This window comes from bacterium (assembly GCA_030654305.1).
Classification (GTDB): Bacteria; Krumholzibacteriota; Krumholzibacteriia; order LZORAL124-64-63; family LZORAL124-64-63; genus PNOJ01.
In genome coordinates this window covers 1-18031 of record JAURXS010000208.1, presented here as the reverse complement: position 1 = coordinate 18031, position 18031 = coordinate 1, and the positions used below count along the sequence as shown (strand labels likewise).

General features: G+C 72.0%; 14 protein-coding genes and 1 pseudogene. 11 read left to right on the top strand and 4 right to left on the bottom strand.

The window, feature by feature from the left end; all coding sequences use genetic code 11:
- Both Q7W29_05620 and Q7W29_05615 read left to right on the top strand, forming a co-directional pair.
- Positions 1 to 376 (top strand): hypothetical protein (locus tag Q7W29_05620; GenBank protein MDO9171292.1); only part of this gene is annotated, 376 nt, incomplete at its 5' end.
- Between the two features lie 33 nt (positions 377 to 409).
- Positions 410 to 892 carry a DinB family protein gene (locus Q7W29_05615; protein MDO9171291.1) on the top strand — a complete coding sequence of 161 codons (483 nt, stop codon included), beginning with the start codon at positions 410 to 412 and terminating at the stop codon, positions 890 to 892.
- A 59-nt stretch (positions 893 to 951) separates the two neighbouring features.
- Here the strand turns inward: Q7W29_05615 and Q7W29_05610 are convergent, their stop codons facing one another.
- Positions 952 to 2103 carry a hypothetical protein gene (locus Q7W29_05610; GenBank protein ID MDO9171290.1) on the bottom strand — a complete coding sequence of 384 codons (1152 nt, stop codon included), beginning with the start codon at positions 2101 to 2103 and terminating at the stop codon, positions 952 to 954.
- A gap of 334 nt (positions 2104 to 2437) precedes the next feature.
- On the opposite strand from Q7W29_05610, the gene Q7W29_05605 reads away from it, so the two are divergent.
- Genes Q7W29_05605 through Q7W29_05590 form a run of 4 tightly spaced genes read left to right on the top strand, consistent with a single transcriptional unit; the run spans position 2438 to position 7564 of the window.
- The gene (locus Q7W29_05605) at positions 2438 to 3538 is read left to right on the top strand and encodes an efflux RND transporter periplasmic adaptor subunit (protein MDO9171289.1); all 1101 of its coding nucleotides are present in this window, start codon (positions 2438 to 2440) and stop codon (positions 3536 to 3538) included.
- Positions 3535 to 4791 carry an efflux RND transporter periplasmic adaptor subunit gene (locus tag Q7W29_05600; GenBank protein MDO9171288.1) on the top strand — a complete coding sequence of 419 codons (1257 nt, stop codon included), beginning with the start codon at positions 3535 to 3537 and terminating at the stop codon, positions 4789 to 4791. Before Q7W29_05605 ends, Q7W29_05600 begins: the two co-directional genes overlap by 4 nt.
- A gap of 2 nt (positions 4792 to 4793) precedes the next feature.
- A complete protein-coding gene (locus Q7W29_05595) occupies positions 4794 to 6026 on the top strand; it encodes an ABC transporter permease (GenBank protein ID MDO9171287.1) in 1233 nt (410 codons plus the stop codon).
- A complete protein-coding gene (locus Q7W29_05590; GenBank protein ID MDO9171286.1) occupies positions 6026 to 7564 on the top strand; it encodes a TolC family protein in 1539 nt (512 codons plus the stop codon). Before Q7W29_05595 ends, Q7W29_05590 begins: the two co-directional genes overlap by 1 nt.
- 34 nt (positions 7565 to 7598) lie before the next feature.
- On the opposite strand, the gene thyX is transcribed toward Q7W29_05590, so the two are convergent.
- Both thyX and Q7W29_05580 read right to left on the bottom strand, forming a co-directional pair.
- A complete protein-coding gene (gene thyX, locus Q7W29_05585) occupies positions 7599 to 8534 on the bottom strand; it encodes an FAD-dependent thymidylate synthase (protein MDO9171285.1) in 936 nt (311 codons plus the stop codon).
- Positions 8535 to 8550: 16 nt separating this feature from the next.
- Positions 8551 to 10590, bottom strand: coding sequence for a urocanate hydratase (locus Q7W29_05580; GenBank protein MDO9171284.1), 2040 nt, complete (start codon positions 10588 to 10590; stop codon positions 8551 to 8553).
- Positions 10591 to 10747: 157 nt separating this feature from the next.
- Between Q7W29_05580 and Q7W29_05575 the strand changes: the two genes are divergently transcribed.
- Both Q7W29_05575 and Q7W29_05570 read left to right on the top strand, forming a co-directional pair.
- Entirely contained in the window at positions 10748 to 11293 is a 546-nt protein-coding gene (locus tag Q7W29_05575; protein MDO9171283.1) for a YIP1 family protein, read from the top strand.
- A gap of 14 nt (positions 11294 to 11307) precedes the next feature.
- On the top strand, positions 11308 to 12582 hold the full coding sequence (locus Q7W29_05570; GenBank protein ID MDO9171282.1) for a C1 family peptidase: 1275 nt from the start codon (positions 11308 to 11310) through the stop codon (positions 12580 to 12582).
- A 79-nt stretch (positions 12583 to 12661) separates the two neighbouring features.
- On the opposite strand, the gene Q7W29_05565 is transcribed toward Q7W29_05570, so the two are convergent.
- Positions 12662 to 13822, bottom strand: a complete 1161-nt coding sequence (locus Q7W29_05565; GenBank protein MDO9171281.1) for a saccharopine dehydrogenase C-terminal domain-containing protein — start codon at positions 13820 to 13822, stop codon at positions 12662 to 12664.
- Positions 13823 to 14030: 208 nt separating this feature from the next.
- Here Q7W29_05565 and Q7W29_05560 point away from each other — a divergent pair.
- The 3 genes and pseudogenes from Q7W29_05560 to Q7W29_05550 all read left to right on the top strand — a co-directional run.
- Positions 14031 to 15505: pseudogene (locus tag Q7W29_05560) on the top strand (FumA C-terminus/TtdB family hydratase beta subunit).
- 43 nt (positions 15506 to 15548) lie between these two features.
- Complete coding sequence (locus Q7W29_05555; protein ID MDO9171280.1) at positions 15549 to 16883, top strand: Wzz/FepE/Etk N-terminal domain-containing protein; 1335 nt, start codon at positions 15549 to 15551, stop codon at positions 16881 to 16883.
- The coding region (locus Q7W29_05550; GenBank protein ID MDO9171279.1) for an oligosaccharide flippase family protein at positions 16880 to 18031 on the top strand (1152 nt) is incomplete at its 3' end. The genes Q7W29_05555 and Q7W29_05550, both read left to right, overlap by 4 nt.

The following is an 18031-nucleotide window of genomic DNA, read 5'->3' as shown; positions in this document are numbered from 1 at the left end:
CTACCGCTACCGTTTCGCGGGTTCGGGCCAATGGCGGTTCGGGCTCGGCGGCGCCCTGAAGGTCCGCGACGCGGCGATCAAGCTGGAAGCAGCAGGGCTGAGTGCGGAGAAGACCAACACGGGAGTCGTCCCGCTGCTGAGCTTCGACGTCGTCTGGGCGCCCGCGGAGGGCTGGCGGTTGCTGGTGGACGGGGAGGCGCTGGCCGCCCCACAGGGGCGGGCCGAGGATGTCCTGTTCGCGGTCCAGCGCGATCTGCCGCATAGCTTGAGCCTCACCGCCGGCTATCGGATCCTGGAGGGCGGCGCGGACAACGACGAGGTCTACACCTTCTCGCTCTTCCACTACCTGGTCGCCGGGGCGGCCGTCCGCTTCTGACGGGTCCGACTCTCCATGGCTCGGAGGTGCGGCATGCACTCGCCCGGATCCCTGCTCGACCTGCACGAGCGCGCCCACCGCGGACTGGCGGCGCTGCTCGCCCACTGCCGTGGCTTCACCCCCGAAGAGCTGCACCGCGAGCTGCCGGGGTTCGGGTACACGACCGTCCACCTGCAGTTGCACCACGTCATCGGCGCGCAGCGTTACTGGATCGGCGTGCTGCAGGGCCGGATCAACGCCGACGAGGACGCGCCCGACTACCCGACGATCGAGGCGCTCGAGCGCTTCCGCGGGCAGGTCTACGCGGCGACCGAGGCGTACCTGTGCGGCGTGTCCGCGGCGGAACTGGCCGCGGCCCGACCGATGACGACTTGGGGGAACCGGGAGAAGACGCTCGCGCCGCAGCACGTGGTGCTGCGCGTGCTGACGCACGTCTTCCACCACCAGGGCCAGATCACCGCGATGTGCCGTCTGCTGGGTCGGCCGTGCGAGGGGTTGGACTACCCGCTGGCCTGAGCCTCGGGACGACAAGCACGCCGGCCGGCCGATCTGGTTCGTCGGCCTCGCCCGTCATTTCAGCGTGCCGGCGCCCACCGCAGCGGATTGAACCGATTCTTGGCGAAGATGTACCAGGCGGCCGCCGACAGGAATCCCCGCTCGGGGTCGACCCACTGATACCCACCCGTCCGGTTGACCGCGTACGGCAACCCGCGCACCTCGACGCCACCGATGATCTCGGTGATCAGCAGCAGGTCGAGCTGGTTGGCGTAGAAGTTGGCATGCAGGGTGTCGCCGCAGGCGGCGTACGCGCAGGCGGCGTGACCGGTCCCATCGGGCCAGATGTTGTCGACCTCGAGATCGGGCCCGTGGAAGAACCCCGTCACTGGGCGCCCGCGCACGGTCAGGGTCTTGCGGTACCGCGGATCGGACTCGGGGATGTCCATGAGGCCGCGCGCCTCCGGTCCTTCGGCCAGGACGCGCCACGTGTAGAGGTCCAGTGGCAGGGAGTCGCCCTGGACGACGTCGGCGAGCCAGAGGCCGATCCGATCGGCCGTCTCCCCCCGACCGCAGACGCGCAGCGCCGCACGGCAGTCGATGTTGCCCTCGTGGTGGCCGGAATCCTCGTGCAGGCGGGTATCGCCCCGTCGCCAACCGTGCTGGATGAATCCGCCGCGGCCGGTCTCGGCGTCCTGATAGAAGCCGAGCAGCAGGTCGCGGATCAGGCCGCTCAGCTCCGCATAACGTGATTCGTGGCAGCTTTGGTCGTGGTATTCGCACGCCAGCAGGAGCCAGGCCAGGTCGCCGATCCAGCGATCGGCGTCCGTGGTGTGCAGCGCCGCGACGTCGCCGTCCGCATGGTGTCGGACGTGCTGGTAGAAGCCGCGGGCTTCGCCCTTGTAGAAGAAGTTCTGCAGCGTCGGATCCTGGTTGTCGCGGTCGGTCGCCCGGGCGTAGAAATCCAGGATGCGTCGCGCGCGGGCGTGCTCGCCCTTGAGCGTGAACGCCATGGCGGCCAGGGCGTTGTTGAAGGTCTGGGCCTCGTTGTCCCCGTAGCTCGAAGGCAGCGGGTAAGCGCCGGGCGACGAGGCGTCCTGCAGTTGTTTGAGCCATTCGAGGACCAGCGGGTCTTCGGGGACGAGTTCTTCCGCCAGGCGAGGCTCCGGAAGTGGCGCGTCGGCGGAGTGCGCCGTGGCGCCGACCCCGAGGTAGGCGAGCGCCAGGCACAAGCCGATCCACCTGCACGAGAGTTGCATGGTCCTCCGGTCCGGCATCTTACGTGTTGCCTATTTCGTGCCTGGGCGACGATGATCGCCCGTCCCCGACTGTAGGCGCCGATTCAGTCGCGAGTCCAGACCTGATCCGCGGGCGGAACCCGCACTCCCGGCTGGATGTACCATTGTTTCCCATGCTATCGTCGGTACCTATGAGGGAGCCTGTATCCTGAAGACCCTACGACAACATCGCCGCTGGCCCTGGATCCTGCTGCCGTTGCTCGCCGGTTGCGCGGGCGACGACGCCCGCTCTGTCGTCCGAGCCGAGCGCGGGACGCTGCCCTTGGTCATGGTCGAGACCGGCGAGATCGCCGCCGTGCGCGCGCAGGACCTGCGGCCGCCGCCGGACTGGCAGACCTCGCTGATCATCGTCGAGCTGGCGCCCGAGGGGACCGTCGTGGCGGTGGGCGACACCGTCGCGCGCTTCGACGACAGCTCCCTGGCGCGGCCCCTGGCCGACGTCGAGGACCGCCTGCGCAACCTCGACGCCCAGCGGGAGGGGACGGTCGCCAGCCAGTCCAGCCAGCGGCAGGCGCTGGTCGACGCGGTGGCCATGGCCGAACTGAGCCGCGAGCAGGCGCTGCTGCAGCTCACCAAGCTGCAGTTCGAATCGCAGACCCGCCGTCAGGAGTCCCAGTTGACGGCCGAGCGCGCCCGCATCGCGCTGGACGAAGCCCGCGCGAAGCTCGTGGCGCAGGCGGTGCTGGACAGCCTGGCCCTGGCCAAGGCGGACCTCGAACTGGACGACGCGCGCACCGAGCGGGCGTCGCTGCTGGAGCGGCGGCGGGCCAGGTCGCTGCTGGCGCCGCTGCCGGGGCTGGTGGTCTACCTCGAGCAGGAGGACCGCCAGGGCAAGCGCACCAAGCCCCGGGTCGGCGACGCGATCGATCCCTGGCGGCCCATCATCCAGATCCCGGACCTGTCGGCGATGCAGGTGACCATGATGGTGCACGAGGTGGACCGCCACCGCGTGGCGACCGGCCTGCCGGTGACGCTGCGCTTGGAGGCGTACCCCGAAGCGGTCTTCACCGGCCGCATCGAGAGCGTCGCCCGCCTGGCCGCGGAGCTGGAGACGGGCACCGGCGTGCGCGGGTTCGCGACCGTGGCCCGCATCGACGGGTCGGACCCGCGGCTGCGGCCGGGGATGACGGCCATCGTGGAGATCGGGCTCGGCGAGGTCGCCGACGCCGTGCTCGTGCCGCGCTCCGCGGTGGTCGAGCGCGACGGCGAGTGGCTGGTCTACCCTCGCGCCAGCTGGCCGCGGCCGCAGCCGGTGCGGCCCGTCGCCGTGACGGCGATGACCGTGGCGGTGGCGTCGGGCGCGGCCGACGGCACCGGACTGCCCGCCGGCACCGAACTGGTCGCCGCGCCCCCGAAAGAGGAAGAATGACCATCCCGTCCCGTCGACGCATCCTGACGGTCGCTGTCCCGGCGGCGCTGCTGCTGGCGGCGATCCTGGCCCTGGGCTCGCGCCGGCGTCCGGACGCGCTGGTGACCGCCATCGCGACGCGGGGTGAACTTGTCATCGACGTGGCCACCGTCGGCCAGGTGGAGGCCGTCAAAAGCCGCAGCGTCTCCCGCCAGCGCACGGGGTTCTCGTGGGACGCGGTGCAGATCGCGCAGATGGCGCCCGAGGGCAGCGTGGTCAAGGAGGGCGACTTCCTGGTCCAGCTCGACCAGACCACGACCAGCCAGCAGCTCGACCAGGTCGAGAACTCGCTGCTGAACGCGCGGGCCGAGCTGGCGCGGCGGCGGGCCGAGATCGACCAGCGCCTCGCGGAGCTGGAGAGCGCGCGCCTGAACCAGGAGTACGGCTACGAGCAGACCCGGCTGCGCTACGACCTGATGGCCTTCGAGGCCGAGGTGCGCCGCCGCGAGCAGGAGCTGGAGCTGAAGAAGGCCGAGCTGTCGCTGCGCGAGGCCGGAGACCGGCTGGCCGCCCAGCGGATCATCGCCGAGGCCGAACTGGCCAAGGCCCAGTACGACGTGCGCAACGCCGAGATGCAGATGGCGCAGGCGCGCGAGGCGCTCGCGTCGCTGACGATCACGGCGCCGGAGCCCGGGCTGGTCGTCTACAAGAGCTTCCGCGGGGGCAAGATCAAGGTCGGCGACCAGGCCTGGCCCGGCATGGAGCTGATCGACCTGCCCGACCTCTCGCAGATGCAGGTGCGCACGCGGGTCAACGAGATCGACGTGCGGCAGATCGCCGTGGACCAGGAGGTGGTCGTCACGGTCGACGCCCTGGCCGGCCTGGAGTTCCGTGGCAAGGTCACGCGCATCGCCACGCTCGCGCGGGCCGAGGGCGAGGCCAAGGTCAAGGTCTTCGACGTCGACGTCTTCATCGAGGGCGCGGCCGGCGACCTGCGCCCCGGCATGACCGCCCAGTGCCGGATCATCGTCGCGCGCCTGGCCGACGTGGTGACCGTGCCGCTGGAGGCGGTCTTCGAGCGCGACGGCGGCAGCGTGGTCTTCGCGGTCGACGGCCGCGTCGCGGCGCGGCCGGTGACGCTCGGGGAGCGCAGCGACGACTTCGTGGTGATCGAGTCCGGCCTGGAGGCGGGCGAGACGGTCTCGCTGCGGGACCCGCAGCAGCCGCTGCCGGCGGCCCCCGACCCGGACGCGGCGCGGGAGGCGAAGCCCTGAGCATGCCCCTGCTGCAGACGGCGCGCGTCGGCGTGGCGGGCCTCGCGGCCCACCGCCTGCGCTCGCTGCTGACCACCCTGGGCATCGTCTTCGGCGTGGCGGCGGTCATCGCCATGCTGTCGATCGGCGAGGGCGCGCGCCGGCAGGTGATGGCGCAGTTCGCGCTGCTGGGCATCGATAACCTGCTGGTCGTCGACAAGCCGCCGCCGGCGCCCGACGACGAGGAGCAGGGCCGCCCCTTCAGCCCCGGGCTGACGCTGGCCGACGCCGCGGCGATCCGCGAGGTGCTGCCGGGCGTGGGGCGCGTGGTGCCGCTGCGCATCGTCGAGCTGGACGTGCAGGCGGGGCGCAAGCGCGTGTCGGCCAGCGCCGTCGGCACGACGCCCGACTACGTCGCGGTCATGCGCAGCCGCCCGGCGGCGGGGCGCTTCTTCACGACCTCCGAGGTGGATTCGGTGTCGCGGGTGTGCGTGCTCGGCCCGGGACTGGCCCGCGAGCTGTTCCTGCTCGCCGACCCGCTCGGGGAGCGGGTCAAGATCGGGCGCGACTGGTACGACGTGATCGGGGTCATGGCCGGGCCGCCCGCCGGGGCCGGGGACCGGCTCGAGGACGTGCGCGACACCGACCGCGACGCCTACGTCCCGGTGAGCTGCGCCCTGCAGCGGCTGCCCCGCAAGGTCGGCGAGAGCGAGCTGCACCGGCTGGTGGCGCAGGTCGGGGACACCGACCGCATCCTGGAGACGGCGGCCGTGCTGGGCGCGCTCGTCGAGCGGCGCCACCGCGGCGTCGACGACCACCGCCTGGTGATCCCCCAGCAGCTGATCCGGCAGCAGCAGTCCACGCAGCGCATCTTCAGCATCGTCATGGGGGCGATCGCCGGCATCTCCCTGCTGGTCGGGGGCATCGGCATCATGAACATCATGCTGGCCAGCGTCCTGGAGCGCACCCGCGAGATCGGCGTGCGACGCGCCGTGGGCGCCACGCAGCGCGACGTGCTGCTGCAGTTCCTGCTCGAGGCCGTCGGCGTCAGCTTCCTGGGCGGCCTGATCGGCGTGGCCTTCGGGATCGGGCTCGCGCAGGCCGTCGCCCGCTACGCCGGCTGGCCGGTGGCCATCGCGCCGTGGTCGGTGCTGCTGGCGTTCGGCGTCTCGGCCGTCGTGGGCATCGTCTTCGGCTACTACCCCGCGCGCCGGGCGGCGCGCATGAACCCCATCGACTCCATCAGGTACGAGTGATGAAAATACTGCTCATTTGCTGTCTGGCGACGCTCGCCGTTCCCTGCCTTGCCGCGGTGGCCGAAGCCCAGGCGGACGCTCCGGCCGATACCGTCGCGCTCACCCTGCCCGAGGCGCTCGACCTGGCGCTCGCCGGGAGCTACGACGCCCGCATCGCGCGCCTCGCGCTGCTGGAGGCGGAGCAGGACGTCGCCGCGGCGCGCGGCCGCTTCGGGACCCAGGTGGGCCTGGCCTTCGCCGCCCCCGAGTACGACGAGTCGGTGCAGGGGGTCAGCCAGCCGGGGCAGCTGCCCCAGTACACCGCCTACGGCAGCCGCGAGTGGCGCGCCGGTCTCACGCTCACCCAGCCGCTGCCGACCAACGGGCGCATCGGCCTCTCGGGGGACGTGTACCACCGCACCGACACCGTCTACGACGACCTGACCGCCGCCAAGCTCGAGAGCCGCACCTTCTTCAACAGCTACCGGATCGACTTCTCCCAGCCGCTGCTGACGCCCAACACCCTGCAGCTCTCGCTCGAGCGCGCCCGGCTGAACCTGGACGAGTCGCGCCGCAACCACACCGCCGCCCAGCTCGGCCTCGTCTACGACGTGACGGCCCAGTTCTACGACTACCTGCGCGCCCAGCGCCGCCTGGAGATCGCCCGCAACGACCTCGCCCGGCAGCAGGACGCCTACCAGCTCGCCAGCCGCAAGTTCTCGGCCGGCCTGATCCCCGAGGTGGAGGCCCTGCAGATGGAGGTGGATCTTGCCCAGAGCCGCAACGACCTGCTCGGGGCCGAGGGCGGCGTCGCGCGCGCCGCCGACCGCTTCAAGCTGGGCGTGGGCCTGCCCATGGACGCCCGCGTCCGCGTCGCGGCCGCGACCGCGCCCCGCTTCTACGAGGTCGATCCCGACCTCGCGCTGCGGCACGCGCTGGAGAACCGCGCCGAGATCCGCAACACCGAGGCCGGCCTGCGCCGCGCCGAGATCACCGTCGCGGAGACCGATGCGCGCTCGGCCGTCAAGGGCGAGCTGCGCGCCTACTACGACCTCACCGGCATCGGCAGCAGCGACGACCTGCCCCTGCGCAACATGTGGGACCTGAGCTGGGACGACCTGCGGCACCGGCCCGGCAACAAGGGCGTGGCCTTCACCCTCGCGGTGCCGATCTGGGACAGCGGCGTCAACGGCGCCGAGGTGGCGGCGGCCCGCGCCGCGCTGGAGCGCAGCGGGCTCGACATCGACCAGCGGCGGCGGTCGGTGGTCCTGCAGGTCAACGCGGCGCTGAGCAACCTGGCCGAGAGCCGGGCCCGCCTCGACGTCCTGGCGCGTAGCGTCGAGGTCGCCACCCGCGGCCTGGACATCAGCCGGCAGCGCTTCGACAACGGGGACATCACGAGCCAGGAACTCGCGCTGGACCGCAGCCGCCTCACGCAAGCCAGCCTGGCCTACCTGGACGCCTTCATCCAGTACCAGCTGGCCGGCGCGGACCTGCGGCGGCAGACGCTGTGGGATTTCGAGGCGGGGCGGTCGCTGGTGGCGGAGCAGGACGAGTGAGCGAAGCTCGCGCGGGCTTGGGGAGTCGGGACCCTTATCGAGAGTCCGCCGCCCATGGCGCCGCCACCCCCCAGCCGGCGAGCTTGGCCTCGAACTCCGCCCGCTCCCGGTGCCGCTTCAGCCCGACGGCCCCCCGCTCCAGCCAGCCCGCTGCGCTCGCCAGGGCGCAGGCCCGCTCGGCGTCCCCGGCCCCGATCGCGCCGAGGATCTCCTGCTCGATCCGCGACAGCGACGCCGCGCCGAGCCGGTAGTCGACGAAGGCCTCCCAGACCAGCGGCACCCACCGCGCGACGATCCGCTCGCCGATCACCGTGGCGTACGCGCGGATCTCCTGCTGCGCGTGCGGGTCCATGCGCAGCGACAGGAAGTGCAGCAGGTTGTGCAGGTCGATCTTCCAGTAGGCCTCGGTGTAGGTGCACAGCGGCAGGTCCTTGCGGGCCTGCTCGCGGGCGACGCCGCGGGCGATCTTCTCCTCGTACACCCGGCGCGCCAGCGCGTGGACCTCGCGCTCGCCGGCGGTGAACGCCGCGCCCTGCGCGGCGTCGAAGCAACCGGAGCTGCCCTGACGGTTGTCGTCAGCCTGGCGGCGCCACGCCTCCGGCGCCGTGCGCTGCGCCGAGTCGGTCACGATCGAGTAGCGCGAGCTCACCTCGTTGACCGAGGCCGAACGATGCCGGATCCACTGCCGCCACGCGTCCATCGGCACGCGCACGTGCAGCTTCAGCTCGCACATCTCGAAGGGGGTGGTGTGGCGGTGGCGCAGCAGGTAGCGGATCAGGCCGCGGTCCTCGCTCACCTGCTTGGTGCCGTCCCCGTAGGAGACGCGGGCCGCCTGCACGACGGCGCGGTCGTCGCCCATGTAGTCGATGACGCGCACGAAACCGTCGTCCAGCACGGGCAGCGCCACGCCCAGCAGTTCGTCCAGGGCGGGCACGGCGGCCCGGGTCACGCGTTCGGCTTGCGGCTGCATCGGCGTCTCCTGCGGTCTAGTCGTGGAAGGTCTCGCTGACCGTGCGCTCGATCAGTTCGTCGTCCGCGTGCTCGCCCACGGTGACCCGCAACAGCGGGTCGCGGGCCATCGCCGCGCGGATGGCGAACTCGGCGCCCTCGTTGCGGGCCCAGGCGCGCCGGGCGATGCCGTTGTTGACGTCCCAGTTGAGCATCAGGTCCAGGCGGCGGTCGGCGTCGGCGGTGCCGTCGAGCACCAGGCCGAAGCCGCCGTTGATCACCTCGCCCCAGCCTACGCCGCCGCCGTTGTGCAGCGAGACCCAGGTGGCGCCGCGGCAGGCGTCGCCGGCGAAGTTCTGCACGGCCATGTCGGCGCACCACTGCGAGCCGTCGCGGATGTTGGCCGTCTCGCGGTAGGGGCTGTCGGTGCCCGAGACGTCGTGGTGGTCGCGGCCGATGACCACCGGGGCCGACAGGCGCCCGTCGCGGATCGCCGCGTTGAAGGCGGCCGCGAGGCGGCGACGCCCCTGGTCGTCGCTGTAGAGGATGCGGGCCTGGCTGCCCACCACCAGGTGGTTGTCGCCGGCCTGCCGGATCCAGCGCAGGTTGTCCAGGTACTGCTGGCGCGTCTCGGGCGGGGCGGTGTCTGCCAGTTCCGCGATGACCTCGGCGGCGAGGCCGTCGGTGGTCGCGAGGTCGCGCGGGTCGGCGCTCGTGCAGACCCAGCGGAACGGGCCGAAGCCGTAGTCGAAGCACATCGGGCCCATGATGTCCTCGACGTACGACGGGTAGCGGAAGGAGCCGTCGGCGGCCATCACGTCGGCCCCGGCGCGGCCCGCTTCCAAGAGGAACGCGTTGCCGTAGTCCCAGAACTTCATGCCGCGCTCGCTGAGGGCGTTGACCGCCGCCACGTGGCGGCGCAGCGTGGCCTGCACGGCCGCCTTGAAGGCCGGCGGGTCGTCGGCCTGCAGGCGGTTGCTCTCGGCGAGCGTCAGACCGACGGGGTAGTAGCCACCCGTGAACGGGATGTGCAGGCTGGTCTGGTCGCTGCCCAGCTCCACGTCGATCCCGTCGCGCGCCAGCCTCTCCCAGAGATCCACGACGTTGCCCAGGTAGGCGATCGACACGGGCTGCCGCGCGGCCCGGGCCTCGGACATGCGGCGCAGGACCGTGTCGAGGTCCTCGTACAGCTCGTCCACCCAGCCCTGGGCGTGGCGCTTGCGCGCCGCCTCGGGGTTGATCTCGGCCACGACGCAGACCGCGCCGGCGATGACCGCCGCCTTGGCCTGCGCCCCGCTCATGCCGCCGAGGCCGGCCGTCACGAGGACCTTGCCGCTCAGCTCGTCCGCGTCCTGGCAGCCGAGGTACAGCCGTCCGGCGTTCATGACCGTGATCGCCGTGCCGTGCACGATGCCCTGCGGGCCGATGTACATGTAGCTGCCGGCGGTCATCTGCCCGTAGCTGGTGACGCCCAGCGCGGCCAGGCGCGTGTAGTCGTCGGGGGAGGAGTGGTTGGGGATGACCATGCCGTTGGTGACGATCACGCGCGGCGCGTCGGCGTGCGAGGGGAACAGCCCGAGCGGGTGTCCCGAGTACATGACCAGCGTCTGGACCTCGGACATCTCGCTGAGGTACTTCATCGTCAGCAGGTACTGGGCCCAGTTCTGGAAGACCGTGCCGTTGCCGCCGTAGGTGATCAGCTCGTAGGGGTGCTGGGCGACGGCCGGGTCCAGGTTGTTCTGGATCATGTGCATGATCGCCGCGGCCTGGCGCGTGCGGGCGGGGTACTCGCCGAGGGGACGGGCCCGCATCGCGTAGGCGGGGCGCAGGCGGTGCATGTAGATGCGGCCCAGCTCGGCCAGCTCGCGGGCGAACTCGGGGGCCAGTTCGCGGTGCCAGGCGGCGGGCACGTAGCGCAGGGCGTTGCGCAGGGCCAGGCGCTTGCCGGCGGCGTCCAGCGGCAGCGGTCGGCGCGGCGCGCGGCTGACCGCGGGGTCGACCGGGGGCGGCGGCGGCGGGGCGGCGGGCAGGCCGTGACGGATCTGCGCCTGGAAGTCCGTGGGGATCGTGGTGGCCAAGTCGCCTCCTGGTGGTGCGGGCCGCATCGTCCGGACCGCCGGACGATAACACACGGCCGTTCCGCAGCCAACCCGCGGCCCGGCTGACCCGCGGCCCTTGACCCGCCGCGCCGGCGGTGGCATCCTGCGCCGGAATCCCAACCGACGGAGGTGGACCTTGAACGTGATGATCCAACGCATGATCCGCGCCGCGCGGCTCGATCCGGCGCTGTACGAGGAAGTCGAGCACGACGGCAGCGCCACCATGCAGGCCCTGTTCGTGGTGCTGCTGTCGAGCGTGGCCGCGGGAATCGGCAATCTCGGCCTCGGCGGGGTGAACGGCCTGTTCGGCGGCCTGGTCGCCTCGGTCGTGGGCTGGGTGGTCTGGTCGGGCGTGATCTACGTGCTCGGCACCAAGGTGCTGCCGGAGACCGCGACCGAAGCCGACCTGGGGCAGCTGCTGCGCACGCTGGGCTTCGCCTCCTCGCCGGGCCTGATCCGCGTCCTGGGCTCCATCCCGGTGCTGGGCTGGCTGGTCAGCCTGGTCGCCTTCTTCTGGATGCTCGCCGCCACCGTCGTCGCGGTGCGCCAGGCCCTCGACTACACGAGCACCGCCCGGGCCGTGCTCGTGGGCGTGCTGGGCTGGCTGGCGATGATCGCCGTCACCGTGGTGATCGGCATGCTGTTCGGCGGGATGCCGGACCTGTCGGGCACCGCCAACTGAAAGAGGGGATCGCCGTGAAGCGCCTGCCCGTGATCGGCCTGCTGGTCCTGTGCGCGACGGCCGCCGCCGCCCAGGGGCCCGTCTACAAGGCCAAGTACAAGTTCCCGGTCCTGGATCAGATCGAAGCCCGCCGCGACTCCCTCAAGGCTCTCGTCGCCGACGCGAAGGCTGCTGTCGACGCGAAGTACGCCGAGCAGGAGGAGGCGAAGCAGGACGCCGCGGTGTCCCTGCGCCCGGACTGGACGGGCGTCGAGCGCCCCGCCGGCCCCGACGCCTTCAAAATCCGCCTGGCCCACCTGCCGCCCGTGGCGCAGTACAACACCGGCTCGTGCTGGGCCTTCTCGGCCACGTCGTTCATGGAGTCGGAAGTCATCCGGCTGACCAAGCGCAACGTGAAGCTGTCGGAACTGTGGCTGGTCTACTGGGAGTACGTGGAGAAGGTGCGCCGCTGGGTGCGCGAGTACGGCCACAGCGAGGTGGAGGAGGGCTCGCAGGGCGACGCCATCCTGGACATCTACGCCAAGTACGGGACCGTGCCCGGGGAGATCTACACCGGGGTGCCGTTCGCCGACGGCCGCCACGACCACACCGTGCTGATGGACGAGCTGAAGTCCTGGCTGAAATGGGCCGAGGACAACGGCGTCTGGGAGGAACAGCGCATCGTGGACGGCGCCCGCGCCATCCTCGACAAGCACCTGGGCCGCCCGCCGGAGACCTTCTCCTGGCAGGGACGCACCTTCAGCCCGCGCTCGTTCCTGCTGGAGGCCCTGCGCCTGGATCCCGGCGCCTACGTGTCCTGCGTGTCGCGCATGGAGCAGCTGGGCGTCGCCTTCCACCAGCCCTGCCTGCTGGACGTGCGCGACAACTGGCGGCGCAAGGCCGACTACCTGAACCTGCCGCTGGACGTCTTCCGCGCCACGATCGACAAGGCCCTGCGCGCGGGCTACACCGTGGCCCTCGGCGGCGACAACTCCGAGCCCGGGGTCGACGGCATGATGGACGCGGCGATCGTGCCGAGCTGGGACATCCCCGGCGAGCTGATCGACCAGGGCAGCCGCGAGTTCCGCATCGTCTCCGGGCAGACCGGCGACGACCACGGGATCCACGCCGTGGGCCTGACCACCCTCGGCGGCCGCGACTGGTACCTGATCAAGGACAGCAACCGCAGCTCTCGCCTGGGCGCCTACGAGGGCTACTACATGTTCGACGCGGACTACGTCGCGCTGAAGATGCTGACCGTCATGGTGCACCGCGACCTATTGCAAGGCGTGGGACCTGCAGCACAGTAGCTTTCCGCACCGCAGGTGATCGGAATGGGGAAGAGGGAGCCGCGTGGCTCCCTCTTCGTTCACGAGCCGGCACCGGGATTCAGTCCAGGGGCGTCTCGACCAGCGGGGCGTGGATCCCGCGCCGGGCCAGCTCCGCCAGCACGCGCTCGGCGGGGATGGCCAGTTCCTGGGGCCGGGCGCCGGGCGCCGCCTCACCGTGGGCCAGCAGATCGGCGACGATCGCCGCCGGGAAGCCGGTCATCCTCATCATGGCCGTCAGGCCGGTCGCCGGGTCCTCGTGGTCCACGATCGTCAGCGTGCGGCGCACGCGACGGCCGCCGGCGGTCCCCTCGGCCTCCACGCGCAGCAGCACGACGTCGGGGCCGTTCTTGGGGCAGGCAAGCTCCAGGCAGGCGGCCAACACGTCGCGCGGGCGCACGTCGCCGCCCGCTCCCACCGGCCGCAGGGGCTGCGAAGAGGTCAAACCCAGTTCGTGCAGCGGCAGGATGCGGTCGCGGTGGCCCGGGTAGCGGATCGTCTTGTAGTCCAGGTCGCGCACGCGCCCGCGCAGGGTGCGGGTGAGGGTCGAGGCGCCGCCGCTGGTCTGGAAGGCCTCCAGCCGGCCGAAGGGCGGCGGGAACTCGAGGCTCTCCAGTTCCGACAGGCCGGGCACGGTCCGCTCCTCGCCGTCGCGCAGCACCAGGCAGGGCTCGATGTACTCGTTGATCAGCCCCTGCACCGAGAAGACGATCATGTAGTCCAGCGGCGGGCGGGGGTGCAGCGGCAGGCCGCCGACGCGCAGGCGCAGGGCGTCGCACGCGTCCAGGCCGACGGCCAGGTGGTGGCCGAGCAGGCCGGCCAGACCCGGCGCCAGGCCGCAGTCCGGCACCACCGTCACGCCCGCGGCGCGGGCCTGCGGGTCGCGCGCGAGCTGGGCCGCGACGACGTCGTTGTTGCCGCCGAGGTCCACGAAATGGGCGCGGTGCGCGATCGCCAGGGCCGTCAGGTCGTCGTTGAACCAGTAGTTCACGGCGCTGGTGCAGGCCGCCGCCTCGTCGAGCAGCGGGGCGAGCAGCGCGGGGTCGGTGACGTCGCCGGCCACGGTCCGCAGCCGCGGGTCGTCGAGCCAATCCGCCAGCGAGGCCAGCGCGTCGCGGTCGAGGTCCACGACGGTCAGGCCCGTCACGCCCGCGGCGTGGCGCAGCAGGTCCCAGGCGATGGCGCGGCCCTGCAGGCCGGCGCCGAGCAGCAGGTGGCGCATGGTCGATCCTTCCTGTGGGGACGGGCACCGTAGCACCCGGCGCCGCCGCCCGCAACGGCCCGAAAATGTCACGCTCGAAAATGTCACGGTCGAAAATGTCACGGTCGGCGGCGATCCGTCCTTTGACGCCGGCCGGGGCCGGGGTTAGACTCCCGGCAGCGCCTCCGGGTCGGCCCGCGCGGCGCCATCCAGCCGAAAAGGAGATCCCATGGACGCCAAGATGCTGCAGGCGCGGCTGCTGGAACTGATCAGGCGCACCTCCTGCGAGCTGCCCCCCGACGTCATCCGTGCGGTGGACAAGGGCTGGCGCCGCGAGAAGCCCGGCACGAACGCCAAGTACGCGTTCGGGGTCATCCGCGACAACATCAAGCTCGCGGCGGGCAAGTCGCAACCCCTCTGCCAGGACACCGGCACGATCATCTGCGACGTGGCGCGCCCCGAATGGGTGAGCGAGCGCGCCTTCCGCGCCGCCTTCGAGAAGGCCGTGGACGAGGCGACGCGCGTCGGCTACCTGCGGCAGAACTCCGTCGACTCCATCACGGGACGCAACTCGGGCAACAACCTCGGCCCCGGCAGCCCGGTCATCCATTTCCACGAGACGACGGCCAAGGCGCTCACGGCCAGGCTGATGCTCAAGGGCGGCGGCTGCGAGAACGTGGGCGCGCAGTACAGCCTGCCCGACACGGGCCTCGGCGCCGGCCGCGACCTCGAGGGCGTGCGCCGCTGCGTGCTGGACGCCGTCAACAAGGCCCAGGGCAAGGGCTGCGGGCCCGGCGTGCTGGGCGTCTGCATCGGCGGCGACCGCGCCACCGGCTACGTGGCCTCCAAGGAGGCGCTGCTGCGCCCCCTGGACGACGACCACGAGGACCCCGTGCTGGCGAAGCTGGAGCGCCGCCTGCTGGACGAGGCGAACACCCTGGGCATCGGCCCGATGGGCTTCGGCGGCGCCACGACCCTGCTCGGCGTCAAGATCACCGCGCGTAACCGCGTGCCGGCCTCGTTCTTCGTTTCGGTCTCCTACATGTGCTGGGCGTACCGGCGCGACGGCTTCCAGCTGTCGGCCGCGGGCAGGATCGCCAAATGGTTGTACGACTAGCCGCCGAAAGGAACGCCATGCTGCTGGAAGCTCCGTTCACCGAAGAGAAGATGCGCGCCCTGAAGGTGGGCGACCTGGTGGAGATCACGGGCGTGGTCTACACCGGCCGCGACGCGGTCCACAAGTACCTGCACGAGGGCGGCAAGCCGCCCGTCGACCTGCGCGACGCCATCATCTACCACTGCGGCCCCGTGGTGGTGAAGGAGGGCGGCCGCTGGGTCGTGAAGGCCGCGGGCCCGACGACCTCGATCCGCGAGGAACCCTTCCAGGGCCCGCTGATGGAGCAGTACGGGCTGCGCGGCGTCATCGGCAAGGGCGGCATGGGCCCCAAGACGCTGGCCGCCTGCCAGAAGGTGGGCGCCTGCTACCTGCACGCGATCGGCGGCGCCGCCCAGGTGCTGGCCGACTGCGTCACGGCCGTCGAGGGCGTGCACCTGATGGAGGAGTTCGGCTCGCCGGAGGCGATCTGGGAGTTCCGGGTCGCGAAGTTCCCGGCCGTGGTGACGATGGACGCCCACGGCAAGTCCCTGCACGCGAACGTGGCGTCGGCGTCGGCGGAGGCCCTGGCCCGCCTGCTGAAGCCCTGAACCAGGCATGGAAGCGGCGCGGCCGACGCGCGAGGAGTGCGCCTTGTCCCACGACGACCCGACCCTGCACCGACGCGCCGAGCCCGAGGCCGGCGTCTTCTCCCTGGCGAGCCTGCTCGGCGTGATCTGGCACCGGCGCTGGCTGGTGCTGGCGGTGACCGCCGCCGGCCTGGCCGCCGCCCTGCTCTACCTGGTGGTCACCAAGCCGCTGTACCAGGCGTCGGCCACCGTGCGCCCCGGCATCACCAACTACACGGCCGCCTGGCAGCCGGAACGCGGCTGGCAGCTCAAGGACATCGTGCGCTGGTACAGCCGCGGCATGTACGGGTCGGGCGTCAAGGCGAAGCTCGGCCTGCCCGAGCGCTCGTACCGCCCCGACATCATGGCCGACTTCATCCCGCGCGGCGTCGGCTCCCAGGGCGGCGACGTGGTGACCCTGATCACGCTGAGCCCGTCGCGGCAGCAGGCGAGCGCGATCCTCGAGACGTCGATCGCCATCTTCAACGAGTACGCCGAGATCAACTCCGTGGGCAACAGCCTGTCGCTGACCCGCAAGAGCCTGCAGAACGAGATCGACAAGCTGCAGAACGACCGCGCCGACATCGCCATCAAGCGCGACCTGCTGAACCTGATGATCGACCGCAAGCGGCAGGAGCTCGAGGGCGTGGCGATGGAGCAGAAGAAGCTCGAGCTGCGGATCCAGGAGTTCCTGGTCGAGGCCGAACTGCGCCAGGACAAGGCCGCCAGCCTCGACGCCCGCATCGACGTCATGGAGAGCGGGCTGCAGGAGATGTCCTACTACCTCGAGCGCATGAAGGAGAAGGAGCGCCACACCGAGAGCCGCGACACGCTGCTGGTCGAGGCGCTCCCGCCCGGCACCGAGGCGCCCTGGCTGCCCGACTTCGTCCAGGACCGGACCTCGCTCGCGGGACGGCTCCTGCTGAGCACCATGGAGGCCGAGTCCTCCGTGTACGAGGACCGCCTCGAGGCCCTCGACCTGCGCTCCGCCAACCGGGTGGAGGACCTCAAGCGGCGCCAGATGCTGCTGGAGGAGTCCTACTCCCTGCGCAAGAAGGCGGCCCTGCTCGAGTCCGAGATCAAGGAGATGGAGATCAACCGCGACCGGGCCCTCGAGCAGGAACTGGTGAAGATCGCCGACGACGTGCGCGTCTTCCAGTCGCGGCTGGAGGTGCTGACGCCGCTGGAGCAGATCGGCACCATCATGGTCACCGAGCGGCCCGTGCGCCCGCGCAAGCTGCGCGTGCTGGGCCTGTTGACCGCCGCCGGGCTGCTGGGCGGCCTGTCGCTGGCCGTCGGCTGGGACTACCTGTCGCGCCACCGCGACGAGATCCTGCGGAACCCGTCCGCGCGGCCGTGACCCGCGGCGCCGGCCTCTGGCGCGACCTGGGCGTGCTGGCGGCCGGCCAGGGGGCGGCCCAGCTGCTGAACCTGGCGGCCCTGGTCCTGGTCGCCCGCGCCCTCGGCGGCCACTGGTTCGGCGTCGTGCAGGTGGCGGCCGCCGTGTCCGCCTACGTTCTGCTCGCGGCCGAAGCCGGTCTGTTCACCCTCGGCGTGCGTGACCTCGCGCGGCTAGCTCCCCTGGACCACGACAGCGCCCGCGACCTCGTCGCCCGGCGGACCGGCCTGCTGCTGCTGCTGGCGCTGGTCCTCGTCCTGCCGGCTTGCGCCCTGCTGCCGTGGTTCGGGGCCCCGCGGCAGGATCCCCGTCTGCTCTGGCTCTACCTCGCCGGCGTCCTGCCGCAGGCGCTGATGGCCGACTGGGTCGTGCTCGGCCTCGGCCGTCCCGCCTGGGCGGCCGCGGCCCGGACCGCCCGCAGCCTGGCGACCGCCTTGTTCGTGCTGCTGCTCTTCGGCGGGGTGGGCGCGGGCGAGGGCGCCGGCCTGCGTCTCTGGGCGCCGCTCACCTACCTGGCGGGGTTCTTCGCCGGCAACCTCGTGGCCGCCGCGGGTGCGGCGCGCGCGCTCGGCGCACGCCCCCGCTGGCGGCGGCCGACGCTGACCGGATCGCGGGCGGATCTTGCCGCCGCCACACCCATCGGCGCCGCGAACCTGCTGCGCCGCGTCCTGTTCAACGTCGACCTGGTCGTGCTGGGACTGCTGGCGGCGCCGGTCGAAGCCGGACGCTACGCCGCGGCCAGCCGGCTGGCCTTCGTCCTGGTGACGGTCACCGAATCGTCGCTGGGCGCGGTCCTGCCGCGTCTGGTCCGGCTGCGCCGGCTGGGCCTGCCCGCCTACCGTCGCGGCGTGAGGCGCGCCGCGGCGAGTGCTGCCCTGGCGCTCGGGGCGCTCGCCGCCGCGGGCGTCCTGATCGGCGGGTCCCTGGTGCGGTGGTTGTTCGGACGGGAATTCGCCGGTTCGGCGACCGTCTTCGCCGTGCTGGTGGTCGGTTACGCCGCCCTGTCCCTGGCCCTGCTGCTGCACGAATCGTTGGTGGCCGACGACCGGCAGGCCGCGGGCCTGCCGCCCCTGGCGGTGGGGGCGGCCCTGGCCGCCGCCGCCGCCGCG